At 59.8% G+C, this 19,216-nt stretch carries 21 protein-coding genes; 20 read left to right on the top strand and 1 reads right to left on the bottom strand.

What is annotated here, in order from left to right; translation table 11 throughout:
• Positions 1–148: 148 nt before the first annotated feature.
• The 5 genes from thrS to QDI87_RS03365 all read left to right on the top strand — a co-directional run bounded on the left by thrS (position 149) and on the right by QDI87_RS03365 (position 4,401).
• Positions 149–2,068: a threonine--tRNA ligase gene (thrS, locus tag QDI87_RS03385; RefSeq protein ID WP_278742216.1), complete on the top strand. Its 1,920-nt coding sequence runs from the start codon at positions 149–151 to the stop codon at positions 2,066–2,068.
• 229 nt (positions 2,069–2,297) lie between these two features.
• Positions 2,298–2,876, top strand: a complete 579-nt coding sequence (gene infC, locus QDI87_RS03380; RefSeq protein ID WP_036377034.1) for a translation initiation factor IF-3 — start codon at positions 2,298–2,300, stop codon at positions 2,874–2,876.
• On the top strand, positions 2,863–3,060 hold the full coding sequence (rpmI, locus tag QDI87_RS03375; protein WP_005842446.1) for a 50S ribosomal protein L35: 198 nt from the start codon (positions 2,863–2,865) through the stop codon (positions 3,058–3,060). The genes infC and rpmI overlap by 14 nt, the downstream gene beginning before the upstream one ends.
• A gap of 41 nt (positions 3,061–3,101) precedes the next feature.
• Positions 3,102–3,455, top strand: a complete 354-nt coding sequence (rplT, locus tag QDI87_RS03370; protein WP_005842448.1) for a 50S ribosomal protein L20 — start codon at positions 3,102–3,104, stop codon at positions 3,453–3,455.
• 118 nt (positions 3,456–3,573) lie between these two features.
• A complete protein-coding gene (locus QDI87_RS03365) occupies positions 3,574–4,401 on the top strand; it encodes a TrmH family RNA methyltransferase (RefSeq protein WP_278742215.1) in 828 nt (275 codons plus the stop codon).
• A gap of 5 nt (positions 4,402–4,406) precedes the next feature.
• Here QDI87_RS03365 and QDI87_RS03360 read toward each other — a convergent pair whose 3' ends face one another.
• On the bottom strand, positions 4,407–5,162 hold the full coding sequence (locus tag QDI87_RS03360; protein WP_244881898.1) for a thiamine diphosphokinase: 756 nt from the start codon (positions 5,160–5,162) through the stop codon (positions 4,407–4,409).
• 68 nt (positions 5,163–5,230) lie between these two features.
• Here QDI87_RS03360 and QDI87_RS03355 point away from each other — a divergent pair, with 68 nt between their 5' ends.
• The 15 genes from QDI87_RS03355 (at position 5,231) to proC (ending at position 19,201) form a co-directional block, all read left to right on the top strand.
• Positions 5,231–5,905, top strand: coding sequence for a metal-dependent hydrolase (locus tag QDI87_RS03355; RefSeq protein WP_278742214.1), 675 nt, complete (start codon positions 5,231–5,233; stop codon positions 5,903–5,905).
• Entirely contained in the window at positions 5,905–6,885 is a 981-nt protein-coding gene (gene miaA, locus QDI87_RS03350) for a tRNA (adenosine(37)-N6)-dimethylallyltransferase MiaA (protein WP_423791160.1), read from the top strand. Before QDI87_RS03355 ends, miaA begins: the two co-directional genes overlap by 1 nt.
• Positions 6,886–7,004: 119 nt before the next feature.
• The gene (gene hfq / locus QDI87_RS03345; protein ID WP_055161965.1) at positions 7,005–7,265 is read left to right on the top strand and encodes an RNA chaperone Hfq; all 261 of its coding nucleotides are present in this window, start codon (positions 7,005–7,007) and stop codon (positions 7,263–7,265) included.
• Positions 7,266–7,414: 149 nt separating this feature from the next.
• On the top strand, positions 7,415–7,867 hold the full coding sequence (gene dut / locus QDI87_RS03340; protein ID WP_055161968.1) for a dUTP diphosphatase: 453 nt from the start codon (positions 7,415–7,417) through the stop codon (positions 7,865–7,867).
• Between the two features lie 109 nt (positions 7,868–7,976).
• Positions 7,977–9,260, top strand: a complete 1,284-nt coding sequence (locus tag QDI87_RS03335) for a replication-associated recombination protein A (RefSeq protein ID WP_278743367.1) — start codon at positions 7,977–7,979, stop codon at positions 9,258–9,260.
• Between the two features lie 133 nt (positions 9,261–9,393).
• Positions 9,394–9,846, top strand: a complete 453-nt coding sequence (locus tag QDI87_RS03330; RefSeq protein WP_036377018.1) for an RrF2 family transcriptional regulator — start codon at positions 9,394–9,396, stop codon at positions 9,844–9,846.
• Positions 9,843–10,988 carry a cysteine desulfurase family protein gene (locus tag QDI87_RS03325; protein ID WP_278742211.1) on the top strand — a complete coding sequence of 382 codons (1,146 nt, stop codon included), beginning with the start codon at positions 9,843–9,845 and terminating at the stop codon, positions 10,986–10,988. The genes QDI87_RS03330 and QDI87_RS03325 overlap by 4 nt, the downstream gene beginning before the upstream one ends.
• Positions 10,989–11,091: 103 nt before the next feature.
• Positions 11,092–12,015, top strand: a complete 924-nt coding sequence (locus tag QDI87_RS03320; protein WP_278742210.1) for a helix-turn-helix domain-containing protein — start codon at positions 11,092–11,094, stop codon at positions 12,013–12,015.
• Entirely contained in the window at positions 12,015–13,829 is a 1,815-nt protein-coding gene (locus QDI87_RS03315) for a YgiQ family radical SAM protein (protein ID WP_278742209.1), read from the top strand. The genes QDI87_RS03320 and QDI87_RS03315 overlap by 1 nt, the downstream gene beginning before the upstream one ends.
• A gap of 2 nt (positions 13,830–13,831) precedes the next feature.
• Entirely contained in the window at positions 13,832–14,347 is a 516-nt protein-coding gene (nrdR, locus tag QDI87_RS03310) for a transcriptional regulator NrdR (protein ID WP_278742208.1), read from the top strand.
• A gap of 43 nt (positions 14,348–14,390) precedes the next feature.
• Positions 14,391–16,115: a TIGR03960 family B12-binding radical SAM protein gene (locus tag QDI87_RS03305; RefSeq protein ID WP_278742207.1), complete on the top strand. Its 1,725-nt coding sequence runs from the start codon at positions 14,391–14,393 to the stop codon at positions 16,113–16,115.
• 60 nt (positions 16,116–16,175) lie between these two features.
• Positions 16,176–17,006: a peptidoglycan editing factor PgeF gene (gene pgeF, locus QDI87_RS03300; RefSeq protein ID WP_278742206.1), complete on the top strand. Its 831-nt coding sequence runs from the start codon at positions 16,176–16,178 to the stop codon at positions 17,004–17,006.
• A gap of 72 nt (positions 17,007–17,078) precedes the next feature.
• On the top strand, positions 17,079–17,771 hold the full coding sequence (locus QDI87_RS03295) for a YggS family pyridoxal phosphate-dependent enzyme (RefSeq protein WP_278742205.1): 693 nt from the start codon (positions 17,079–17,081) through the stop codon (positions 17,769–17,771).
• Between the two features lie 32 nt (positions 17,772–17,803).
• On the top strand, positions 17,804–18,319 hold the full coding sequence (locus QDI87_RS03290) for a cell division protein SepF (protein ID WP_036376997.1): 516 nt from the start codon (positions 17,804–17,806) through the stop codon (positions 18,317–18,319).
• Positions 18,320–18,385: 66 nt separating this feature from the next.
• Entirely contained in the window at positions 18,386–19,201 is an 816-nt protein-coding gene (gene proC, locus QDI87_RS03285; protein WP_036376994.1) for a pyrroline-5-carboxylate reductase, read from the top strand.
• Positions 19,202–19,216 lie beyond the last annotated feature (15 nt).

The raw sequence follows: 19,216 nt of genomic DNA, 5'->3' as shown, positions 1-19,216 counted from the left end.
CGGAGCACATTCTCCGTTACGAAATGCTGAGTGGCTGTTTCCTGTCTGGCGATGGGGAGTGGCAATCAGGGTGGAACCACGATGCATGAGCTTCGTCCCTAAGCGGGACGGAGCTTTTTTGATTTCCTGAATTTAAGGAGGGCATATTATGTTAAAGATTACCATGAAAGACGGTGCGGTGCGCGAGGCAGAAGCTGGCATCAGCATCCAGGATTTCGTGAAACAGGTAAGCAACAGCCTGGCCAAGAAGGTGCTGGCTGCTAAGGTGGACGGCGAGACGAAAGATCTCACGACGGTCCTCGATAAAGATTGCAAGGTAGAGTTTTTGACGTTCGACGACGAGGATGGCCGCTGGGCACTGCGCCACACGGCTTCCCACATCCTCGCACAGGCCGTCAAGCGCCTCTACAAGGATGCCAATGTGCGCCTGGCCATTGGACCGGCCATCGAGAATGGCTTCTACTATGACTTCGACATCGACCGCCAGCTGACGGAAGCCGATCTCGCGGATATCGAGAAAGAGATGAAGAAGATCGTCAAGGAGAACCTCAAGCTCGAGCGCAAGGAAGTCAGCCGTGAAGAGGCACTGAAGTTCTTTGAGGAGAAGGGCGAGACCTACAAGGTCGAGCTCATCAACGATCTGCCGGAAGGCGAGAAGATCATGATGTACACGCAGGGCGAGTTCACGGATCTCTGCGCCGGCCCGCACGTCGTCTCGACGGGCAAGGTCAAGGCACTGAAGCTCATGAGCATTGCTGGTGCTTACTGGCGCGGTGATGAGCACAACAAGATGTTGCAGCGCATCTACGGCACGGCCTTCGAGAAGCAGGCTGACCTCGATGCGTACCTGCACATGCTCGAGGAGGCCAAGAAGCGCGATCACCGCAAGCTCGGCAAGCAGCTCGACCTCTTCAGCCTGCATGAGGAAGGCCCGGGCTTCCCGTTCTTCCATCCGAACGGCATGGTCGTTCGCAATGAGCTCATCAACTACTGGCGCGATGTCCATCGCCGCTACGGTTACCAGGAGATCAAGACGCCAATCATCCTGAACCGTCAGCTTTGGGAGACGTCCGGTCACTGGGATCATTACAAAGAGAACATGTACTTCACGAAGATCGACGGTGAAGACTATGCGATCAAGCCGATGAACTGCCCGGGCGGCATGCTCGTCTACAACTCCAAGCAGCACAGCTACCGTGACCTGCCGCTGCGCCTCGGCGAACTCGGCCTCGTCCATCGCCACGAGAAGTCCGGTGAGCTCCACGGCCTCTTCCGCGTCCGCAACTTCACGCAGGACGATGCGCATCTCTTCGTCACGCCGGATCAGGTAGAGGAAGAAATCCAGCACACGATCGACCTCTTCGATGAAGTCTACAACACGTTCGGCCTGACCTACGTGGCCGAGCTCTCGACGCGCCCAGATGATTCCATGGGCACGGATGAGGATTGGGAACTCGCGACGAATGGCCTGCGCAAGGCTCTTGAGCACCGCGGCCTCGACTACATCGTCAATGAGGGTGACGGCGCGTTCTATGGCCCGAAGATCGACTTCCACCTCAAGGATTCGATTGGCCGTACGTGGCAGTGCGGTACGATCCAGTACGACATGCAGATGCCAGAGAAGTTCAACCTGACGTACGTCGGCGAGGATGGCGAGAAGCATCGTCCAATCATGCTGCACCGCGTCGTCTACGGCTCCATCGAGCGCTTCATCGGCATCCTCATCGAGAACTACGCCGGTGCATTCCCGACCTGGCTCGCCCCTGTACAGGCACGCATCCTGCCGATCACGGACAAGCAGGCAGATTATGCCTACGAGCTGCGCAAGAAGATGTTCGACCTCGGTCTGCGCATCGAAGTCGATGACCGCAGCGAGAAGATCGGCAAGAAGATCCGCGAGAGCCAGATGCTCAAGACGCCGTATTCGCTCGTTGTCGGCGACCAGGAGATGGCCGATGGCACGGTTGCTGTCCGCAAGTATGGCGAGCAGCAGAGCGAGACGATGAAGGTCGAAGACTTCATCGCTTACCTGCAGGAGCAGATTGCGACGAAAGCAAAGAAATTCTGATCCGGAAAGAAATTCGGACGGATGACGAGATGAGGGGTTGACACGGTATCCATACCGTGTTATACTCATCAAGTACGCAACAAGAAGGAGCCACCGCTTCTCACCTGATGATGAACAGTCAGCCGGGTTTATAGTATGAATTGATGGAGGTGGCTTTGTGCCGCCTCCTTTTTAGTTATTTCTATTATAAGGTTGCAGACGTGATAATTGATCAGGAGGTGTTTCCACTATTAGCAGGGAATCGTTAAGAATCAACGAACAGATCCACATCCGCGAAGTCCGCGTGACGAGCGCTACGGGTGAGCAGCTCGGCATCATGCCGACGCGCGAAGCGCTGCGCATGGCCGAGGAACAGCATCTCGACCTCGTCGAGGTTGCGCCAAAGGCAAAACCGCCGGTCTGCCGCATCATGGATTTTGGCAAGTACCGCTATGAACAGCAGAAACGGGAGAAGGAAGCCAAGAAGAAGCAGAAGACCATCAACATCAAAGAGGTCAAACTTCGCCCGAACATTGAGCAGCATGACTTTGATGTCAAGCTGAAGAACGCACTTCGCTTTGTCGAGGAAGGGAATAAGGTCAAGGTCACGATCATGTTCCGCGGCCGCGAACTCTCGCATCCGGAGCTCGGCAAGGAAGTTCTCTCGCGTGTGGCTGCGGCCCTTGGAGATGCTGTCTCCATTGAGCGCAATGCCAAACTTGAGGGTAAGAATATGACGATGATCGTTGCACCGAAGGTACAGAAGTCATCGAAAAAGAAGTCGCAGAAGACGCAGACTAAGGGAGGAAATAGCAATGCCGAAAATTAAGACTCGCAGAGCTGCCGCAAAACGCTTTACCGTAACGGGCAGCGGTGAATTCAAACGCAACAAGGCTTTCAAGAGCCACATCCTGGAGAAGAAGTCCCCGAAACGCAAGCGCAACCTGCGCAAAGCTACGCTCGTAGCTGGCGCTGATTTTGGCCGCGTCAAGAACATGCTCCCGAACGGCTGAGCCGCGGGACAATCGATATAGATATTTAGGAGGATAAGAACATGCCAAGAGTAAAAGTCGGCGTGACTGCACATAGACGTCATAAGAAGATCCTGAAGCTTGCTAAGGGTTACAAGGGTTCCAAGAGCAAACAGTTCAAGAAGGCAAACGAGACTGTCATGAAGGCTCTCTACTACGCACGCCGTGACCGCCGTGCGAAGAAGGGCAACTTCCGTCGCCTCTGGATCGCTCGTATCAATGCTGCTGCACGTACGAACGGTATCTCCTACAGCAAGCTCATCAACGGCCTGACGAAGGCTGGCGTTGAAGTCAACCGCAAGATGCTGGCTGACCTCGCTATCTCCGATGAGAAGGCATTTGCTCAGCTCGTAGCTGTTGCAAAAGAGAATCAGTAATTCTTGAATTCTTGATTCCATGGCCCGACGGGCGGCACGCAGGTGCTCCCGCCGGGCTTTTGTATTAGGTCGTTTCAGGTTTCTGGTTTCGGGTAAGGGTAGAGCAGAGGAGAGAACCATGGTCATCGACAGTGCATCCAACAAGAAAATCAAGCTCATGGAGAGCTTGCGCCTGCGCAAGCACCGAGAGAGAGAAGGGCTTTTCCGCATCGAAGGCGTGCGCCTGGCGGAGATGGCGGCGGAGTCCGGCTGGGAACTGCGCTTTGGCCTCTACACGGCGGAGCTATTGGAAAAGGAGCGCGGCCGCCAACTGCTGGCAGGCCTCCGGGAGCGCTGTCCGCTCTATGAGATCAGCGCGCCCCTTGGGAAGAAAGTCGCAGCGACGGATACGCCGCAGGGCATCTTCCTCGCTGCAGCCCAGCAGAAGACGGACCTTTCAGAGCTGGCAGGCGGGGGGCAGAGCGGCCGGAAGCAGGATGGTGCAGAGCAGCCGCTCTTCGTCGTGCTCGACGGCGTGCAGGACCCCGGCAATGCAGGCACGATCATCCGCACGGCTGATGCCGTCGGTGCGACGGCTGTTATCCTGACGAAGGGATCGGTCGATGTCTTTGGCGACAAGGTGGTGCGCGCGACGATGGGCTCGCTCTTCCACCTGCCCATCGTGGCAGATGTCAGCGCGGCGGAGGTCGCTGCCTTTGCAGAGGCGGCAGACTGCCAGCTCCTCGCGACGGCACTCGATGCGCTGGCCAAGCCGCATTTTACGGTTGACTTCCGCAGGGGCTCATTGATTGCCTTCGGCAATGAGGGCAATGGCGTCTCGGAGGCCCTGCTGCGCGCGGCGGCGAAGGTCTACATCCCGATGTACGGCCGGGCGGAGTCGCTCAATGTCGGCGTATCGTCAGCCGTCGTGCTCTACGAGGCCGTGCGTCAGCGCCGCTTCTGCTGATCTTGTCATTCGCGCCAGACGAAGTAGACGCCGAGCAGGCCGTCTGTGAGTGAGACGGAGAGAGAGCTGCTGCCCTCGGCGAGCACGTTGCTGACCGCCCGCATGCTGCGTGCTTCCAGTGTCGCGCCCGCAAGCGGCCAGTGCATGCCCGTGAGGTTCACGCCCCGGCAGCTTCCTGTCAGCGGCAGCAGGGAGATGGCCTTGGGGGCTGATTCCGGGGTACATGTAACGGATTCCCCGCCGTGCACAAAGAAGATAGCCTCGCGCTCATCGGCGAGCAGGCACGGCAGCGGCGCAAAGGCGCAGCTCATCACGGTGGAGAGCGCGTGGTCGAAGCGCCCGCCGAATGCGCCGGTGACGATGGCTGCCGGGAATCCAGCTTCTTTTGCAATCCTGAGTGCAAGCTGTGTGTCGGTGTCGTCTTTCTCGGGCGGGAATTTCTCGATGGGGATGCCTTTTTTCTCGGCGAAGTGCCAGGCCGCGGGTGCGGCGCTGTCGCCGTCACCGATGAGGCGCTGCGGCACGATGCCGGCAGCTAGACAGGCATCAAGGCCGTGATCGACGGCCCAGACAATGCGCCCCTCAGATGCCTTGCGGAGCCATTCGACTTCCGGTGCGCGGCCGCCAACGACGAGCAGGCAGGCTTGCTGGAAACAGGAGAGGGCGCCCTGCAGGCAAAGCTGCGGCAACTGCAGGATGGCAGGGCGAGTAGCTGCGTTATCCCTGCCGTTCACGTCGTTCATATTGTTCATGTTGTTCATGGTAAGACCTCGATTTCACTAGGGGTGTGTGCTATAATCATAGCATAGATTGAAAGGAGTTGGAACAGATGCTCACGCTTACATATTATGGCCATTCTTGTTTCCTGCTGGATGACGGTCAGTACAAGGTACTCTTCGACCCATTCCTGACGGGCAACCCAAAAGCTGCTATCGCTGCCGCTGATGTGGACTGCGACTACATCCTCGTCAGCCATGCGCACAGCGACCATCTCGGCGATGCGCCGGAGATCGCGGCCCGCACGGGAGCGGCCATCGTCGCCATCCCCGAGGTGCTCGCGCTCTGCGAGGAGTGCAAGCCCGGCCTCAAGCAGTACCCGATGAACCTCGGCGGTTCGCTGACGCTGCCGTTCGGCAAGGTCCGCATGACGCTCGCGCAGCACAGCGCAGGCGTTGCAGGTGGTGTGGCCTGCGGTTACGTCGTCTACATGGGCGGCAAAGTCGTCTACTTTGCCGGTGATACGGCGCTGTTCCGCGACATGGAGCTCATCGGCCAGAAGGATGCGCTCGACTATGCCTTGCTGCCTATTGGCGACAATTATACGATGGGCCTTGAGGATGCCGCTCTTGCGGCGCAGCTCCTCAATGTGCGCCACGTCATCCCCATCCACTACAACACGTGGCCGATCATCAATCAGGATGTGCGCCACTACAAGGAGATTACAGAGGCGATGTCGCGCGCAGAAGTCCACATCATCGAGCCGGGCGGGAAACGGGTGCTCTGATGGGGCCTGTGTCAACCGTACCCTCAGCAAGGCGCGAGAAACTCATCGTCATCCTCGGGCCGACGGCTTCGGGCAAGACGGCACTGTCCGTCGAGCTCGCGAAGGCACTGCACACCGAGATCTTGTCAGGCGACTCGATGCTCGTCTACCGCGGTTTTGACATCGGCGCGGCTAAGCCGGATGAAGCGGAGCGTCAGGGCGTCGCGCATCATCTCATCGACATCTGTGCCCCCGATGAGGCCTATAGTGTGCCGCTCTTCCAGCAGCAGGCCAAGGCCATCATCCACAGCCTCAATGAGCGGGGCAGGGTGCCCATTCTCGCGGGTGGCACGGGCCTCTACGTCAAGGCGCTGCTCGAGGATTACCAGTTCAACGAGACGGGAGAGCACGCATCCTTCCGCCAGCAGATGAAGGAGTTCATCGAAAAGGAAGGCCTCGAGTCTGTCGTTGCGCGGCTCAAACGGGAAGACCCCGCAGCGGCGGCAACTGTCGATACGAAGAATCCACGGCGCGTCATCCGCGCGCTCGAGGTTGCGCATTTCGGCGAGACGATCTCGCGCGAAAAGGCGTTCGATGAGACGGCGGAGGACATGCAGGCGCATCTCTACTACGATGCATTCGTCATCGGCCTGCGCTGGGAGCGTGAGCTTCTCTACGCGCGCATCAACGAGCGCGTTGACCGCATGGTGGAGGCAGGCCTTGAGCAGGAAGTCCGGGGGCTGCTAGCCCGGGGCGTCACGCGCGAGATGCCCGCGATGAAGGGCATCGGCTACAAGGAGATGGCCTCCTATCTCGCGGGCGAGATCACGCGCGAGGAGGCCGTTGAGGCCATCAAGACGGGCACGCGCCACTTCGCCAAGCGCCAGATGACCTGGTACCGCAAGATGAAGTACATCCACTGGTACGAGCCGGAAGGTTGCACGGCAGATGAACTTTTGCAAAGGATTTTGACGGATATGGCAGGATTTTTGCCAGAATGAGCGAAAAGAAATAAAAGATGAGCAATGTCGGGCACGATGCCTGGCAGCATGCGTCGGGACTCGAACAAGAGAAGAACGTAGAGATTCAGAAATGTAGAAACGTAGAAAGGTGGGGTTTTATGCCCAACAAGGCAATCAATCTGCAGGATAGCTTCCTCAATCAGGTGCGCAAAGAGAATGTTCCCGTGACCATCCATCTGGTCAACGGTTTCCAGATCAAGGGCAGTGTGCGCGGCTTCGACAACTTCACGGTCGTGCTCGATGTCATGGGCAAGCAGCAGATGGTCTACAAGCACGCCATCTCGACGATCACGCCGGCGCATCCGATTGCGGGGATGTTTGGCGCGGAGCATCCGGAAAAGAAACCGGAGAATGCCTGAAACACGATGCCTCGATGTTTCTTTGAAGGTCCTTCCATTTCTGATGGGAAGGGCCTTTTGTCGTGTACTGGAAGCGACACAGCGTGAAACGATACAAGTGATAAAGGCGATAGAGATGAGCCGAGAACGAAAACGAAAGGAAGATTGAGATGAAGACGAGAGGTTTCGAGATCGTATCGAAGTATCAGGGTCGCGGCATCGATCTGCCGCAGCGCAAGACGGCGGCGAGTGCTGGCTACGACCTGCAGGCAGCGCGCACGGTCGTCGTCGAGCCGGGACAGTTGGCGATGGTGCCGACGGGACTCAAGGCGTACATGCAGAGCGACGAGGTGCTGACCATCCACATTCGCTCGAGCATGGCTATAAAGCGCGGCCTCATGCTCGCCAATCATGTCGGCATCGTCGATGCCGATTACTACAATAATGAAGAGAACGAGGGTCACATTTTCATCGCGCTCTGGAATCGCGGCAAGGCGGCCGTGACGATCGAGGGCGGCGAGCGCATCGCGCAGGGCATCTTCATGAAGTACCTGGCGGTAGATGGCGATGAAGCCGGTGCGGGCGAAGTGCGCAAGGGCGGCTTCGGCTCGACGGGACGCTGAGGTGAGCACCATGGATAACGACAAGGAAAGCCTGGATCTCTTTGCAGAGCCGCCCTTCAACCCGCGCGGCCCGAAGGGGAAGAAGGGGCAGGCGGCGGACAGCGGGGCCATGCGCGCCTTCCTGCCGCTTGCGCGCCGCATGCGTCCGCGCAACTTCGAGGAATTCATCGGCCAGCAGGAGGCTGTGGGCCGCGGCCATTTCCTGCGCCGCATGATCGAGACAGACCAGATTCCGTCCATTATCTTCTATGGCCCGCCGGGTACGGGCAAGACGACGCTCGCGCAGATGATCGCTGAGATGACGGACAGCGCCTTTGAGAAGCTCAATGCTGTCTCGGCTGGCATCAGCGACCTGCGCCGCATCGTCAAGGAGGCTGATGAGGCGCGCCGTTATTATCAGCGCCGCACGATCGTCTTCATCGACGAGATCCATCGCTTCAACAAGAGCCAGCAGGATGTGCTGCTGCCATACGTTGAGGACGGCAGGCTCATCCTCATCGGTGCGACGACAGAGAATCCGTTCTTCGAGGTCAACCACGCGCTGCTCTCGCGCGTGCGCATCGTCAGGCTCTATCCGCTGACGGATGCGCAGCTCGTCGAGGTCCTGCGCCGGGCGCTCGGCGACAGTGAGCGCGGCCTCGGCGGGCAGCATATCGAGGCTGCGGACGAGGTCCTGAGGGCCATGGCGCAGATGGCGGGCGGCGATGCCCGCATGGCGCTCAACCTGCTCGAGGGCGCGGCGGCGATGCTGCCGGTATCGGGCGGCGCCATCACGCTCGATATGCTCGAGGAAATCACGGGTGAGCGCGTGCAGCGCTATGACAAGACGGGCGACAATCACTACGACACAGCGTCGGCCTTCATCAAGAGCATGCGCGGCAGTGACCCGGATGCGGCACTCCATTACCTAGCGCGCATGCTCGCAGCGGGCGAAGATGTCAAATTCATCGCGCGGCGCATCGTCATCTGTGCGTCGGAAGATGTCGGCAATGCCGACCCGATGGCCCTGACACTTGCGATGGCCGCCGCGCAGGCTGTGCAGTTCATCGGCATGCCGGAGGCGCGCATCACGTTGGCGCAGGCTGTGACATACGTCGCCTCGGCGCCGAAGAGCAATGCGGCCTATTTCGGCATCGATGCGGCCCTGAAGGATGTGCGCACGAAGGACTGCGGCACGGTGCCAAAGCACCTGCGCGACTCGCACTACAAGGGTGCTGCGGCGCTCGGTCACGGCCAGTCGTACTGTTACCCGCACGACTACCCGGGCCACTTCAAAGAGCAGGCGTACTTGCCCGACAAGATCCGCACGGCGCATTACTACGAGCCGACAGACCTCGGCCGTGAGAAGGCGCTGCATGATTACCTCAAGAAGTGCTGGCCGGAGCGCTTCTGAATTTCCTCTTGCGTATACCTGTGGCAGGGGAAACCGGGATATTTTGACACCTTGGGTCATTTCTGCTATATTGTCAATATAAATCCAAGGTATTTACTCGGAATTCCGTTTCATTCTAGATATGAGGTGCATCATGAAGATATCGACGAAAGGAAGATACAGTGTGACGGCGCTCTACGAGCTGGCGCTGCGCTACGGCGAGGGTGCTGTATCCCTGAAGAGCATCGCGACGAGCCAGGGGCTCTCAGAGAACTATCTCGAACAGCTCATGGCGCCGCTGCGCAGGGCCGGCATTGTCAAGAGCGTGCGCGGGGCGCAGGGCGGCTATATGCTCGCGCGCGACCCGAAGGACATCACGATCGGCGAGATCATCACGACGGTAGAGGGGCCCATTGCGCTCGTCGACTGCCTGTTGACGAGCGCAGAGTCCTCTGAGCAGCCGTGTGACAGGGCCTGCGCCTGCGTGACGCGCGGCGTCTGGGAGAAGGTCTGTGACAGCATCAGCAATGTGCTCAACCACATCACGCTCTACGACCTCTGCGTGGATCAGCCGGACAATCCGAAGAAAGTAGGGTGCGCGCGATGAAGCCTGTCTATCTGGACTACGCGGCGACGACGCCGGTCGACGCGCGCGTGCTCAAGGCGATGCTGCCGTATTTCTGTGAGCAGTACGGCAATCCCTCGAGCCTTTATTCCTTTGGACGCGAGGCGCGTCAGGCCGTGAGCCAGGCGCGCCGCCAGCTTGCCTCGCTCCTAGGTGCGGAGCCGGATGAGATCTTCTTCACGAGCGGCGGCAGTGAGAGCGACAACTGGGTCATCCGCTCCTTGTCGGAAGAGGCACTGCGCCATGGCGGTGGCCATATCATCACGACGAAGGTCGAGCATCATGCAGTGCTGCGCGCTTGTGAGGCGTTGCCCTCTGGCATCGAGGTGACGTACCTCGATGTCGACAGCGAAGGGCGTGTACAGCCCGAAGCCGTCGAATCATCGCTGCGCCCTGATACCTTTCTCGTCTCGGTGATGGCGGCCAACAACGAGGTCGGCACCATCGAGCCCATCGCTGAGATCGGCGCCATCTGCCGGGCGCACGGTGTCTTCTTCCACACGGATGCCGTGCAGGCTGTCGGCCACATTCCCGTCTCGGTCAAGGAATGGCAGGTCGATGCGCTCTCGCTCTCTGGGCACAAGCTCTATGGGCCCAAGGGCATCGGTGCGCTCTACCTGCGCCGCGGCCACAAGCTCGCGCCGTTCATTCATGGCGGCGAGCAGGAGCGCGGCCTGCGGGCGGGCACGGAGAATACGGCGGGCATCGTCGGCCTTGGCGAGGCTGCTGCCATTGCAGCGGCGGAGCTTGCGGAGGAGAGCGCGCGCCTGCAGGGACTGCGCGACCATCTCTTCGAGAAACTGCTGGAAATCCCCGGCGTGCAAGGCAACGGCCCGCGTGAAGGCCGCCTGCCGGGCAACCTGAACCTCGCCATCGATGGCGTCGACCATGAGACACTACTCATACGCCTCGATCTCATGGGCTTTGCCGTCTCGGCGGGCAGCGCCTGCAGCGCAGGCTCCCTCGAGCCGTCGCACGTCCTGACGGCGATGGGGCAGGCACCGGCGCGGGCAGCGACAGCCATCCGCGTGACGCTCGGTCGCTTCACGACGGAAGAGGAGATCGAAGCCTTCAGCCAGGCGCTCTACCAGGCTGTCCATGATATCCGCAGGCAGGCAGTCTGATGCTTGCCTGTATTTTTGTCAACATAAATTTGTTTTCAGAAAAACAATCATGTATAATGAAATGAGGTGCGATGCGCACATCATTTCAAGGAGGAATATCACGATGTTAGGAGATACACTGCGCGAGGCGCGGGAAAAACAAGGTCTTACCTATAAGGATATTGAGAAGGGCACGAGCATCCGTGCGCTATACATTGAATACATCGAGAAGGGCGAGTACGATGAACTGCCGGGCGATGTCTACACGAAGGGCTTCATCCGCAGCTATGCGAATTTCCTGAAGCTCGACGCGAATGCGCTCGTGCAGGCGTTCACGGCAGAGCGCCACGAGGGCACGGCAACAGCAGATCCGGCAGCTCCGGCAGCGCCTGCAGCTCCCAAGAAGGCACCTGCCAAGCCTGTGCAGAGAGCGGCTGCTTCCGAGAAGGAAGCGCCGAAAGCCGAGAAACCCGAAGAAAAAGCCGAAACCCCGGTGAAGGCAGAAGCGCCGAAGCGCGAGAGGAAGGCACTGGCTCCTGAAGGGAAGGCGGCTCCCGCCCAGCCGAAGCATGTGAAGCCAATGGCTGCTGTCAAGCCACAGCAGACGAAGAAGGCGGCTCCGCGTCTCAAGGCGCAGGACTTCAACGAGCCGAAGCGCTCGAACGGCAAGCTCATCGCCATCGTGGCCGCTGTGCTCATCGTGCTCGCTGGTGCGGTCTATGCGCTGTCGGGCAGCGATGACAGCGCAAAGCCTGCTCCAGCTGCACAGCAGCAGGCGGAGACGCCGGCTCCGAAGACGTACGACGGCGTTGAAGTCACGGCTAACTTCACGGCTGACTGCTGGCTCGAGGTCAAGGCCGATGGCAAAGTCGTCTACGAGGGCACCCTGAAGAAGGGCGACAGCCAGACCTGGAAGGGCACGGACAAGGTCACGGTGCGCGTCGGCGATGCCGGTGCCGTTTCGTTCTCGGTCAACGGCAAGGACCTTGGCACGGCCGGCAAGACGGGTCAGGTTGCCAATAAGACGTTCACGAAGGATGACAACTGATGCAGGGATTCTTACCAATCTGCCGGCGCGACATGGAAGAGCGCGGCTGGCACGAGCTCGATTTCGTCTTCATCTCGGGTGATGCCTATGTCGACCACCCGAGTTTCGGCCCGGCCATCATCTGCCGTCTGCTCGAGAAGCACGGCTACAAGGTCGGCATCATCCCGCAGCCGGACTGGCATACGACGAAGGACTTTGACCGCCTCGGGAAGCCGCGCCTCGGCTTCCTCGTCTCAGCTGGCAACATGGATTCCCTTCTCAACAAGTTCACGGCGGCCAAGAAAGTCCGCCATGAAGATGCTTACTCGCCGGGCGGCCAGGTTGGCCATCGGCCAGAGCGCGCGACGATCGTCTACTGCAACCGCCTGCGTGAGCTCTACCCCGATGTACCCATCATCATCGGCGGCATCGAGGCGAGCCTGCGGCGCATGGCGCATTACGACTACTGGTCGAATGCGATACGCCGCTCCATCCTCGTCGACAGCCAGGCCGACCTCCTGATCTACGGCATGGGGGAACGTGCTATCATCGAGATTGCTGCTGACCTCCAGCAGGGCATCGAGGTGGAGAATATCCAGGACGTCCAGGGCACGTGCTACCGTGTGCCCAATAAGGATTATGCCTGGAACTATCTCGAACTGCCGTCCTTTGCGGAGGTGCGCGCGGACAAGAAGCGCTTTGCTGAGGCATTCAAGCTCGAGTACCTCGAGCAGGATCCGATACGCGGCAGGCGCTTCGTGCAGCAGAATGATGAGTGGTGCGTCGTGCAGAATCCGCCGGCTCTGCCGCTCACGGAGGAGCAGATGGATGAGGTCTACGACCTGCCCTACATGCGCACCTATCACCCCATCTACGAGAAGGCCGGCGGCGTGCCGGCCATCAAGGAAGTCCAGTTCAGCCTTGTCTCGCAGCGCGGCTGCTTCGGCGGCTGCAACTTCTGTGCGATCATCTCGCATGAGGGGCGCATCATCCAGCGCCGCAGCCATGCATCGCTCCTGCGCGAGGCGAAAATCCTGACGAAGCTCAAGGGCTTCAAGGGCTACATCCACGATGTCGGCGGCCCGACGGCAAACTTCCGCCGCACCTCATGCGATGGCCAGCTCAAGCGCGGCACCTGCCGCGGCAAGCCGTGCCTCTCGCCGGAGCCGTGCAAGATGCTCGTGGCCGACCACAGCGACTACATCAAGCTGCTGCGCGAACTGCGCAGCCTGCCGGGCGTCAAGAAGGTATTCGTGCGCTCCGGCATCCGTTTCGACTACCTGCTGCTCGCCAAGGACGATTTCCTCTACGAGCTCTGCAAGTACCATGTCAGCGGTCAGCTCAAGATTGCGCCGGAGCACATCTCCGACCGCGTGACACGACTCATGGGCAAGTCGAACCGCGCCGTCTACCTGCGCTTCGTCGAGAAGTTCCGCCGCATGAACGAGCGGCTCGGCAAGAAGCAGTACCTCGTGCCGTACTTCATGTCAAGCCATCCGGGCTCGGAGCTCAGCGATGCCATCGAGCTCGCCGAGTTCATCCGCGACATGGGCTACCATCCGCAGCAGGTGCAGGACTTCATCCCGACGCCGGGCACGCTATCGACCTGCATGTGGTATACAGGGATAGACCCGATGACGAGCGAGAAGGTCTACTCGGCTAAGAGCTACGAAGAGAAGAGGATGCAGCGGGCCCTCATGCAGTACTGGCTGCCGAAGAATCACGAGATCGTCCGCAAGGCCCTGCATCTCGGCCATCGCGAAGATCTCATCGGCTACGGGCCGAAGTGTCTCGTGCGCCCGCGCAGACAGCCAAAGCCGGTAAAGAAGGTGTAAGTATGAGATGTCCCTATTGTAAACACGAAGACAGCCGCGTCATCGACTCGCGCGCGACGGATGACGGCATGACGATACGCCGCCGCCGCGAGTGCAGTGCCTGCGGCAAGCGCTTCACGACGTACGAAGTCGTCGAGAAGCTCCCGCTCATGGTCATCAAGCACGATGGCCGCCGCGAGGTATTCAAGCGTGACAAGATCCTCAACGGCATCATACGGTCGTGTGACAAGCGCGATATCTCGATGGAGCGCATCCTGAACCTCGTCAATGAGATCGAGCGCGATATCCGCAACACGATGGACCGCGAAATCTCCTCGCAGGACATCGGCCGCCTCGTCATGGAGCACCTCAAGGACTTCGATGACGTCGCTTACATCCGCTTTGCCTCTGTCTACCGCAAGTTTGCCGACATCTCGAGCTTCCTCGAAGAGCTGCAGAACATGCAGCAGCGCAAGCAGCGCGAGCACGGCAAGGGTGCCGAGGTGCATGAAACGCATGAACCGCATGAAAAGAAATGAGAAATGATTGGCCGGGGTACGGGGCAGCACGGAGGATGATCACTTGGATTGGGAATTGAAACGAGAGCTGAAGGAACAGCTGCAGGAGGAGCAGGGATACTATGTCTATCCCGTGGGCACGAGGACGCGCTTTGCCCTCGTCTATCCCAATTCCTACTTCGTCGGCATGTCGAATCTCGGCTTCCACATCATCTATGACCTCTTGAACAAGCGCGGCGATACGGCCTGTGAGCGCGTCTTCCTGCCGGAGCGCACGAAGATCGCGCGCTATGAGAATACGCGCACGCCAATCATGAGCATGGAGACACAGTCTCCGCTCTATGACTTTGAGGTGCTGGGCTTTGCCGTTTCGTTCGAGATGGATTACTTCAACATCCTGCAGCTGCTCGCTTTGGGCAAGGTCAAGGCGAAGGCCGCGGAGCGCGGCGAACGCGATCCCATCCTCATCGCGGGCGGTCCGTGCCCGACGTTCAACCCCGAGCCGCTCGCGGCGATCTTTGATGCCTTTATCATCGGCGAAGGCGAGGTTGTCGTGCCGGCCTTCATGGACGTCTACCACGAGGCAAAGCGAGAGGGGCTCTCGCGCTGGGAGACTTTGCAGAAGCTCGCCGCCGTGCCGGGCGTCTACGTGCCCTCGCTCTACGCGCATCATTACGATGGCGAAGGGCATCTGACGGCCATCGAGCCGCTCCCCGGGGCGCCGAAGGCTGTCGCGCGCCAGTGGGTGCACGATCTCGACGCGTATCCTGCGCACACCGTTGTCGTCACCGACAATACGGAGTTCAACTTCTATCTCATCGAGACGGCGCGCGGTTGCGGCCGCCACTGCCGCTTCTGCATGGCGGGCTACTGTTTCCGCAAGCCGCGCAACCGCTCGCTTGCCGTCATCAACGAAGAGGTGCAGGAAGCGCTCAAGTATCGCAAGCGCATCGGCCTCATGGGCGCGGCCATTTCCGATTATCCCGAGATTGATGCGCTCTGCAAGGATATCTTAGGGGAAGGCCTCTCGATGTCCGTCGCCTCGTTTCGCGCTGACTCAGTGACGAAGGAGCTCGTCGACTCGTTGGCCGAGTCCGGCCTCAAGACGCTGACGATGGCGCCAGAGGCCGGCAGTGACCGCATGCGCGCCATCATCAACAAGGGCATCGAGGAGCACCATCTGTTCCACTCGATGGATCTCGGCCTCTCGGCCGGCATCCGCAATTTCCGCCTCTACATCATGGTCGGACTGCCGTTCGAGCAGGAGGAGGATATCGATGCCATCATCGACCTCGCTGAGCGCCTCAAGGACTACATGGAAGAGCGCGGCAGCAAGGGCACGCTGACGCTCTCCGTCAATCCCTTCATCCCGAAGCCGTTCACGCCGTTCCAGTGGGAGCCGATGGCCGACCGCAAGGTTGTCGAGAAGCGGCTGAAGCGCCTAGAGAAGACGCTGCGCCGCCGCAAGCACGTCGTCGTCAATATCGAGTCGCCGAAGGAAGCCTATATCCAGGGCGTGCTCTCGCGCGGCGACCGCCGCGTCGGCGAGGCGCTTGTGCTCGCGCATGAGCTCGGTGGCAGCAAATCGTTCAAGCGCGCGATGAAGGAGATGCGCCTAGACCCGGCGTTCTATCTCTACCGCAAGCGGCCTGAGTCGGAGATTTTCCCGTGGGAGCGCCTTGACATGGGCTTCAAGAAGTCGTACCTTTATGAGGAACTGAGGCGGGCGGCAGAGCTGAAGCCGACCATCCCGTGTTTTGAGGGATGCCACCGCTGCGGCGTCTGCTGATCGGTGAGACCATCCTGCCATCCTGTCATTCTGTCATCTTGTCGTTCTGGAGGTGTTTCGATGAGCTTTTCTCTGATTGAGATAGACCCTGTCCATCGCATATACAGCGGTCATTTCTCCTCGTTCCCCGAGGATATTGCCGTCCATGGCGTTTCCTGCCGCAGGGGCGGCGTCAGCAAATCCCCGTGGGATTCGCTGGACCTCGCCCTCCATGTCGGGGATGATCCCGCCGATGTCGCCGAAAACCGCCGCCGCTACCTCGCGGCACTCGGCCTCGACGCTTCGCAGCTCGTGACACCGGAGCAGGTGCACGGCGAGGCGATACAGCGCGTCGGCCGCAGCGATGCCGGCCGTGGCGCTCTTTCTTATGCGGACTCTATCGCCAAGACGGATGCGCTGATCACAGACGAGCCGGGACTGCCGCTCCTGCTCTGCTTTGCTGACTGCACGCCCATCCTGCTGCTCGACCCCGTTCATCGGGCTGTCGGCATCGCGCACGGCGGTTGGAAGGGCACGGTGCGCCGCATCGCGGCGAAGACCGTCCTGCGCATGCAGCGGGAGTTTGGCACGCGGCCAGAGGATGTCCTCGCGGCCATCGGCCCATCGATCGGCCCGTGCTGCTACGAGGTCGGTCCTGAGGTCGAGCGCCAGTTCCAAGAGGCCTTCTCAGGCCATGAGGCGGCGCTCTTCTCGCATCCAGATGCGGTGGGCGGCACGCACCTGAGCCTCTGGGCGGCCAACCGCCTGCAGCTCGAGGAGATTGGCGTCCTGCGGGAGCATATCGACGAGGCGCGCACCTGCACGGCCTGCCACCACGAGGATTTCTTCTCCTATCGCGCAGATGGCGGCCAGACGGGGCGTCTCGGCGCCGTCATCGCTCTGCGCAGCTGAGCGGCGCTCCTGCCAATGGAATCATTTTATTTTTCTTTTATACCAGTTACCAATACAAACGGGGGAAGTCTCATGATTGCAGAAAATCTCCATCAAGTTGAACAGAATATCCAGGATGTCATGGCGCGCCGCACGCGCGTGCCGAAGGACACGCCTGTGAAGCTCGTCGCTGTCACGAAGAACCACGATGTCGAAGCGATGCGCGAGGCCATTGACGCCGGTGCCACCGATATCGGTGAGAATCGCATCCAGGAGGCTAAGAGCAAATTCGATGTCCTCGACCGCGATGTCACCTGGCACCTCATCGGCCACCTGCAGACCAACAAGGCCAAGCAGGCTGTCAAGTACTTCAGTCTGATCCACTCGGTCGACACAGAGCACCTCGCGCGCGCCCTCGACAAGGAAGCCCGCAAGATCGGCAAGTGCCAGGATATCCTCGTGCAGGTCAATCTCGCGAAGGAGGATAGCAAGTCGGGCATCTACAAGGAGGATTTGCGCCCGCTCTTAGACCTCGTCGATGAATTGCCGAACCTGCGCTTGCGCGGCCTCATGTGCATCGCGCCGAATTACGATGATGTCGAGAAATGCCGCCCGCTGTTCCACGAGATGTATGAAATTTTCCAGCAGGTAAAGGAGATTCCCTTCAAGACAGCGAATATATCCTATTTATCGATGGGTATGACGCATGATTACCAGATTGCCGTAGAAGAAGGGGCCAACATCGTCCGCGTGGGAACCGCAATCTTTGGCCCGCGTCAGTACTAGACCATACAAAGAGAAATCGAGGAGTGTTTCAGATGAATGTGATCGATAAGATTTGTGGCAAGTTTGGCCTCTCGGATCCAGATGAGGACGAAAAGCTGGCCTTGGCCGAAGAAGAAGAGAGAGAGCGGGAGCGCAGCCAGAAGCGCGCTGCAGAGCAGAAGGAGGAAGAAACGTTGGGGAGCAATCGAGATCATCAGGAGAAAGAGACAAGCAATGTAGTCAATCTTCATTCTGGTGCTTCGGTCCGAGAGAATGTCGTGGCGGCGCAGATGAAGGTCATCATCATCGAGCCGAAGACGTTTGACGATGCACAGCAGGTCGCGAACAATCTGCGCGAGCGCAAGCCAGTCGTCATCAACTTCGAGCACACGGATGCTGAGGCAGCTAAGCGCATCATCGACTTCATCAGCGGCACGACGTATGCCCTGAACGGCGAGATCAAGAAAGTCGGTCACAATGTCTTCCTCTGCGCGCCGAGCAATGTCAATGTGACGTATACGGAAGAGGAGCGCAAGGTGTCGGCAGAGATGCCCTGGCTCAAGAAGTGAGTGCATCGCATCCGCAAGAATACTCAAGAATACTAGGGATACTGTAAAGTCTGAGGGGGCTTTTCTATGAGCATGGATTTGCGCGTCGGTTTCATCGGCGGCGGCGCGATGGCAGAGGCCATCGTCGCCGGCATCACGCAGGGGACAGTCAGCCGCGAGAACATCTACGTATCGGACCACAAGGCAGCGCGCTGCCAGCAGCTCGCTGAGCAGTACGGCATCCACGCGAGCGTGGGAGCGGACTCGTTCCTCGGCCATGTCGATGTCCTCTTCCTCGCCGTCAAGCCGCAGGCCGCGGCTAAGGCTATCGCAGAGGTCAAGGACAAGGTGAAGGGCACGACGCTGATCCTCTCAATCGTCGCAGGACTGACGCTCGATGTATTGGAAGCGTCGTTTGCGGAGCAGCCTGTCGTGCGCATCATGCCGAACACGCCGCTCTCTGTCGGCGCCGGCATGTCGGCCTTTGCCTGCGGCACGCGCGCGGGAGAGGCGGAGTCCGCCATCGTCGCGGAGCTCTTGTCTTCGGTCGGCCGCGCCATCGAAGTCACGGAGTCCGCGATGGACGCCGTGACGGGGCTCTCAGGCAGCGGTCCGGCCTACGTATTCCTGCTCATCGACGCATTGTCGGACGGCGGCGTGGCCGCGGGCCTCAAGCGCGACGATGCGACGCTCTTGGCGGCGCAGACCGTCTACGGAGCGGCAAAGATGGTCCTCGAGACGGGGAAGCATCCGGACGCCCTGCGCGACCAGGTCACGAGTCCGGCCGGCACGACGATTGCCGGTGTGCGCGTGCTCGAGAACCGCGGCCTGCGCGGCGCGCTGATGGACGCCGTGATCGCTGCAACGGAGAAGTCGAAGGACTTAGGGAAAAGTAAGAAGTAAGAAAAGAAGTAAGAG

It is taken from the genome of Mitsuokella jalaludinii (assembly GCF_928722185.1).
Lineage (GTDB): Bacteria > Bacillota > Negativicutes > Selenomonadales > Selenomonadaceae > Mitsuokella > Mitsuokella jalaludinii.
This window is presented reverse-complemented; position numbering and strand designations above follow the sequence as displayed.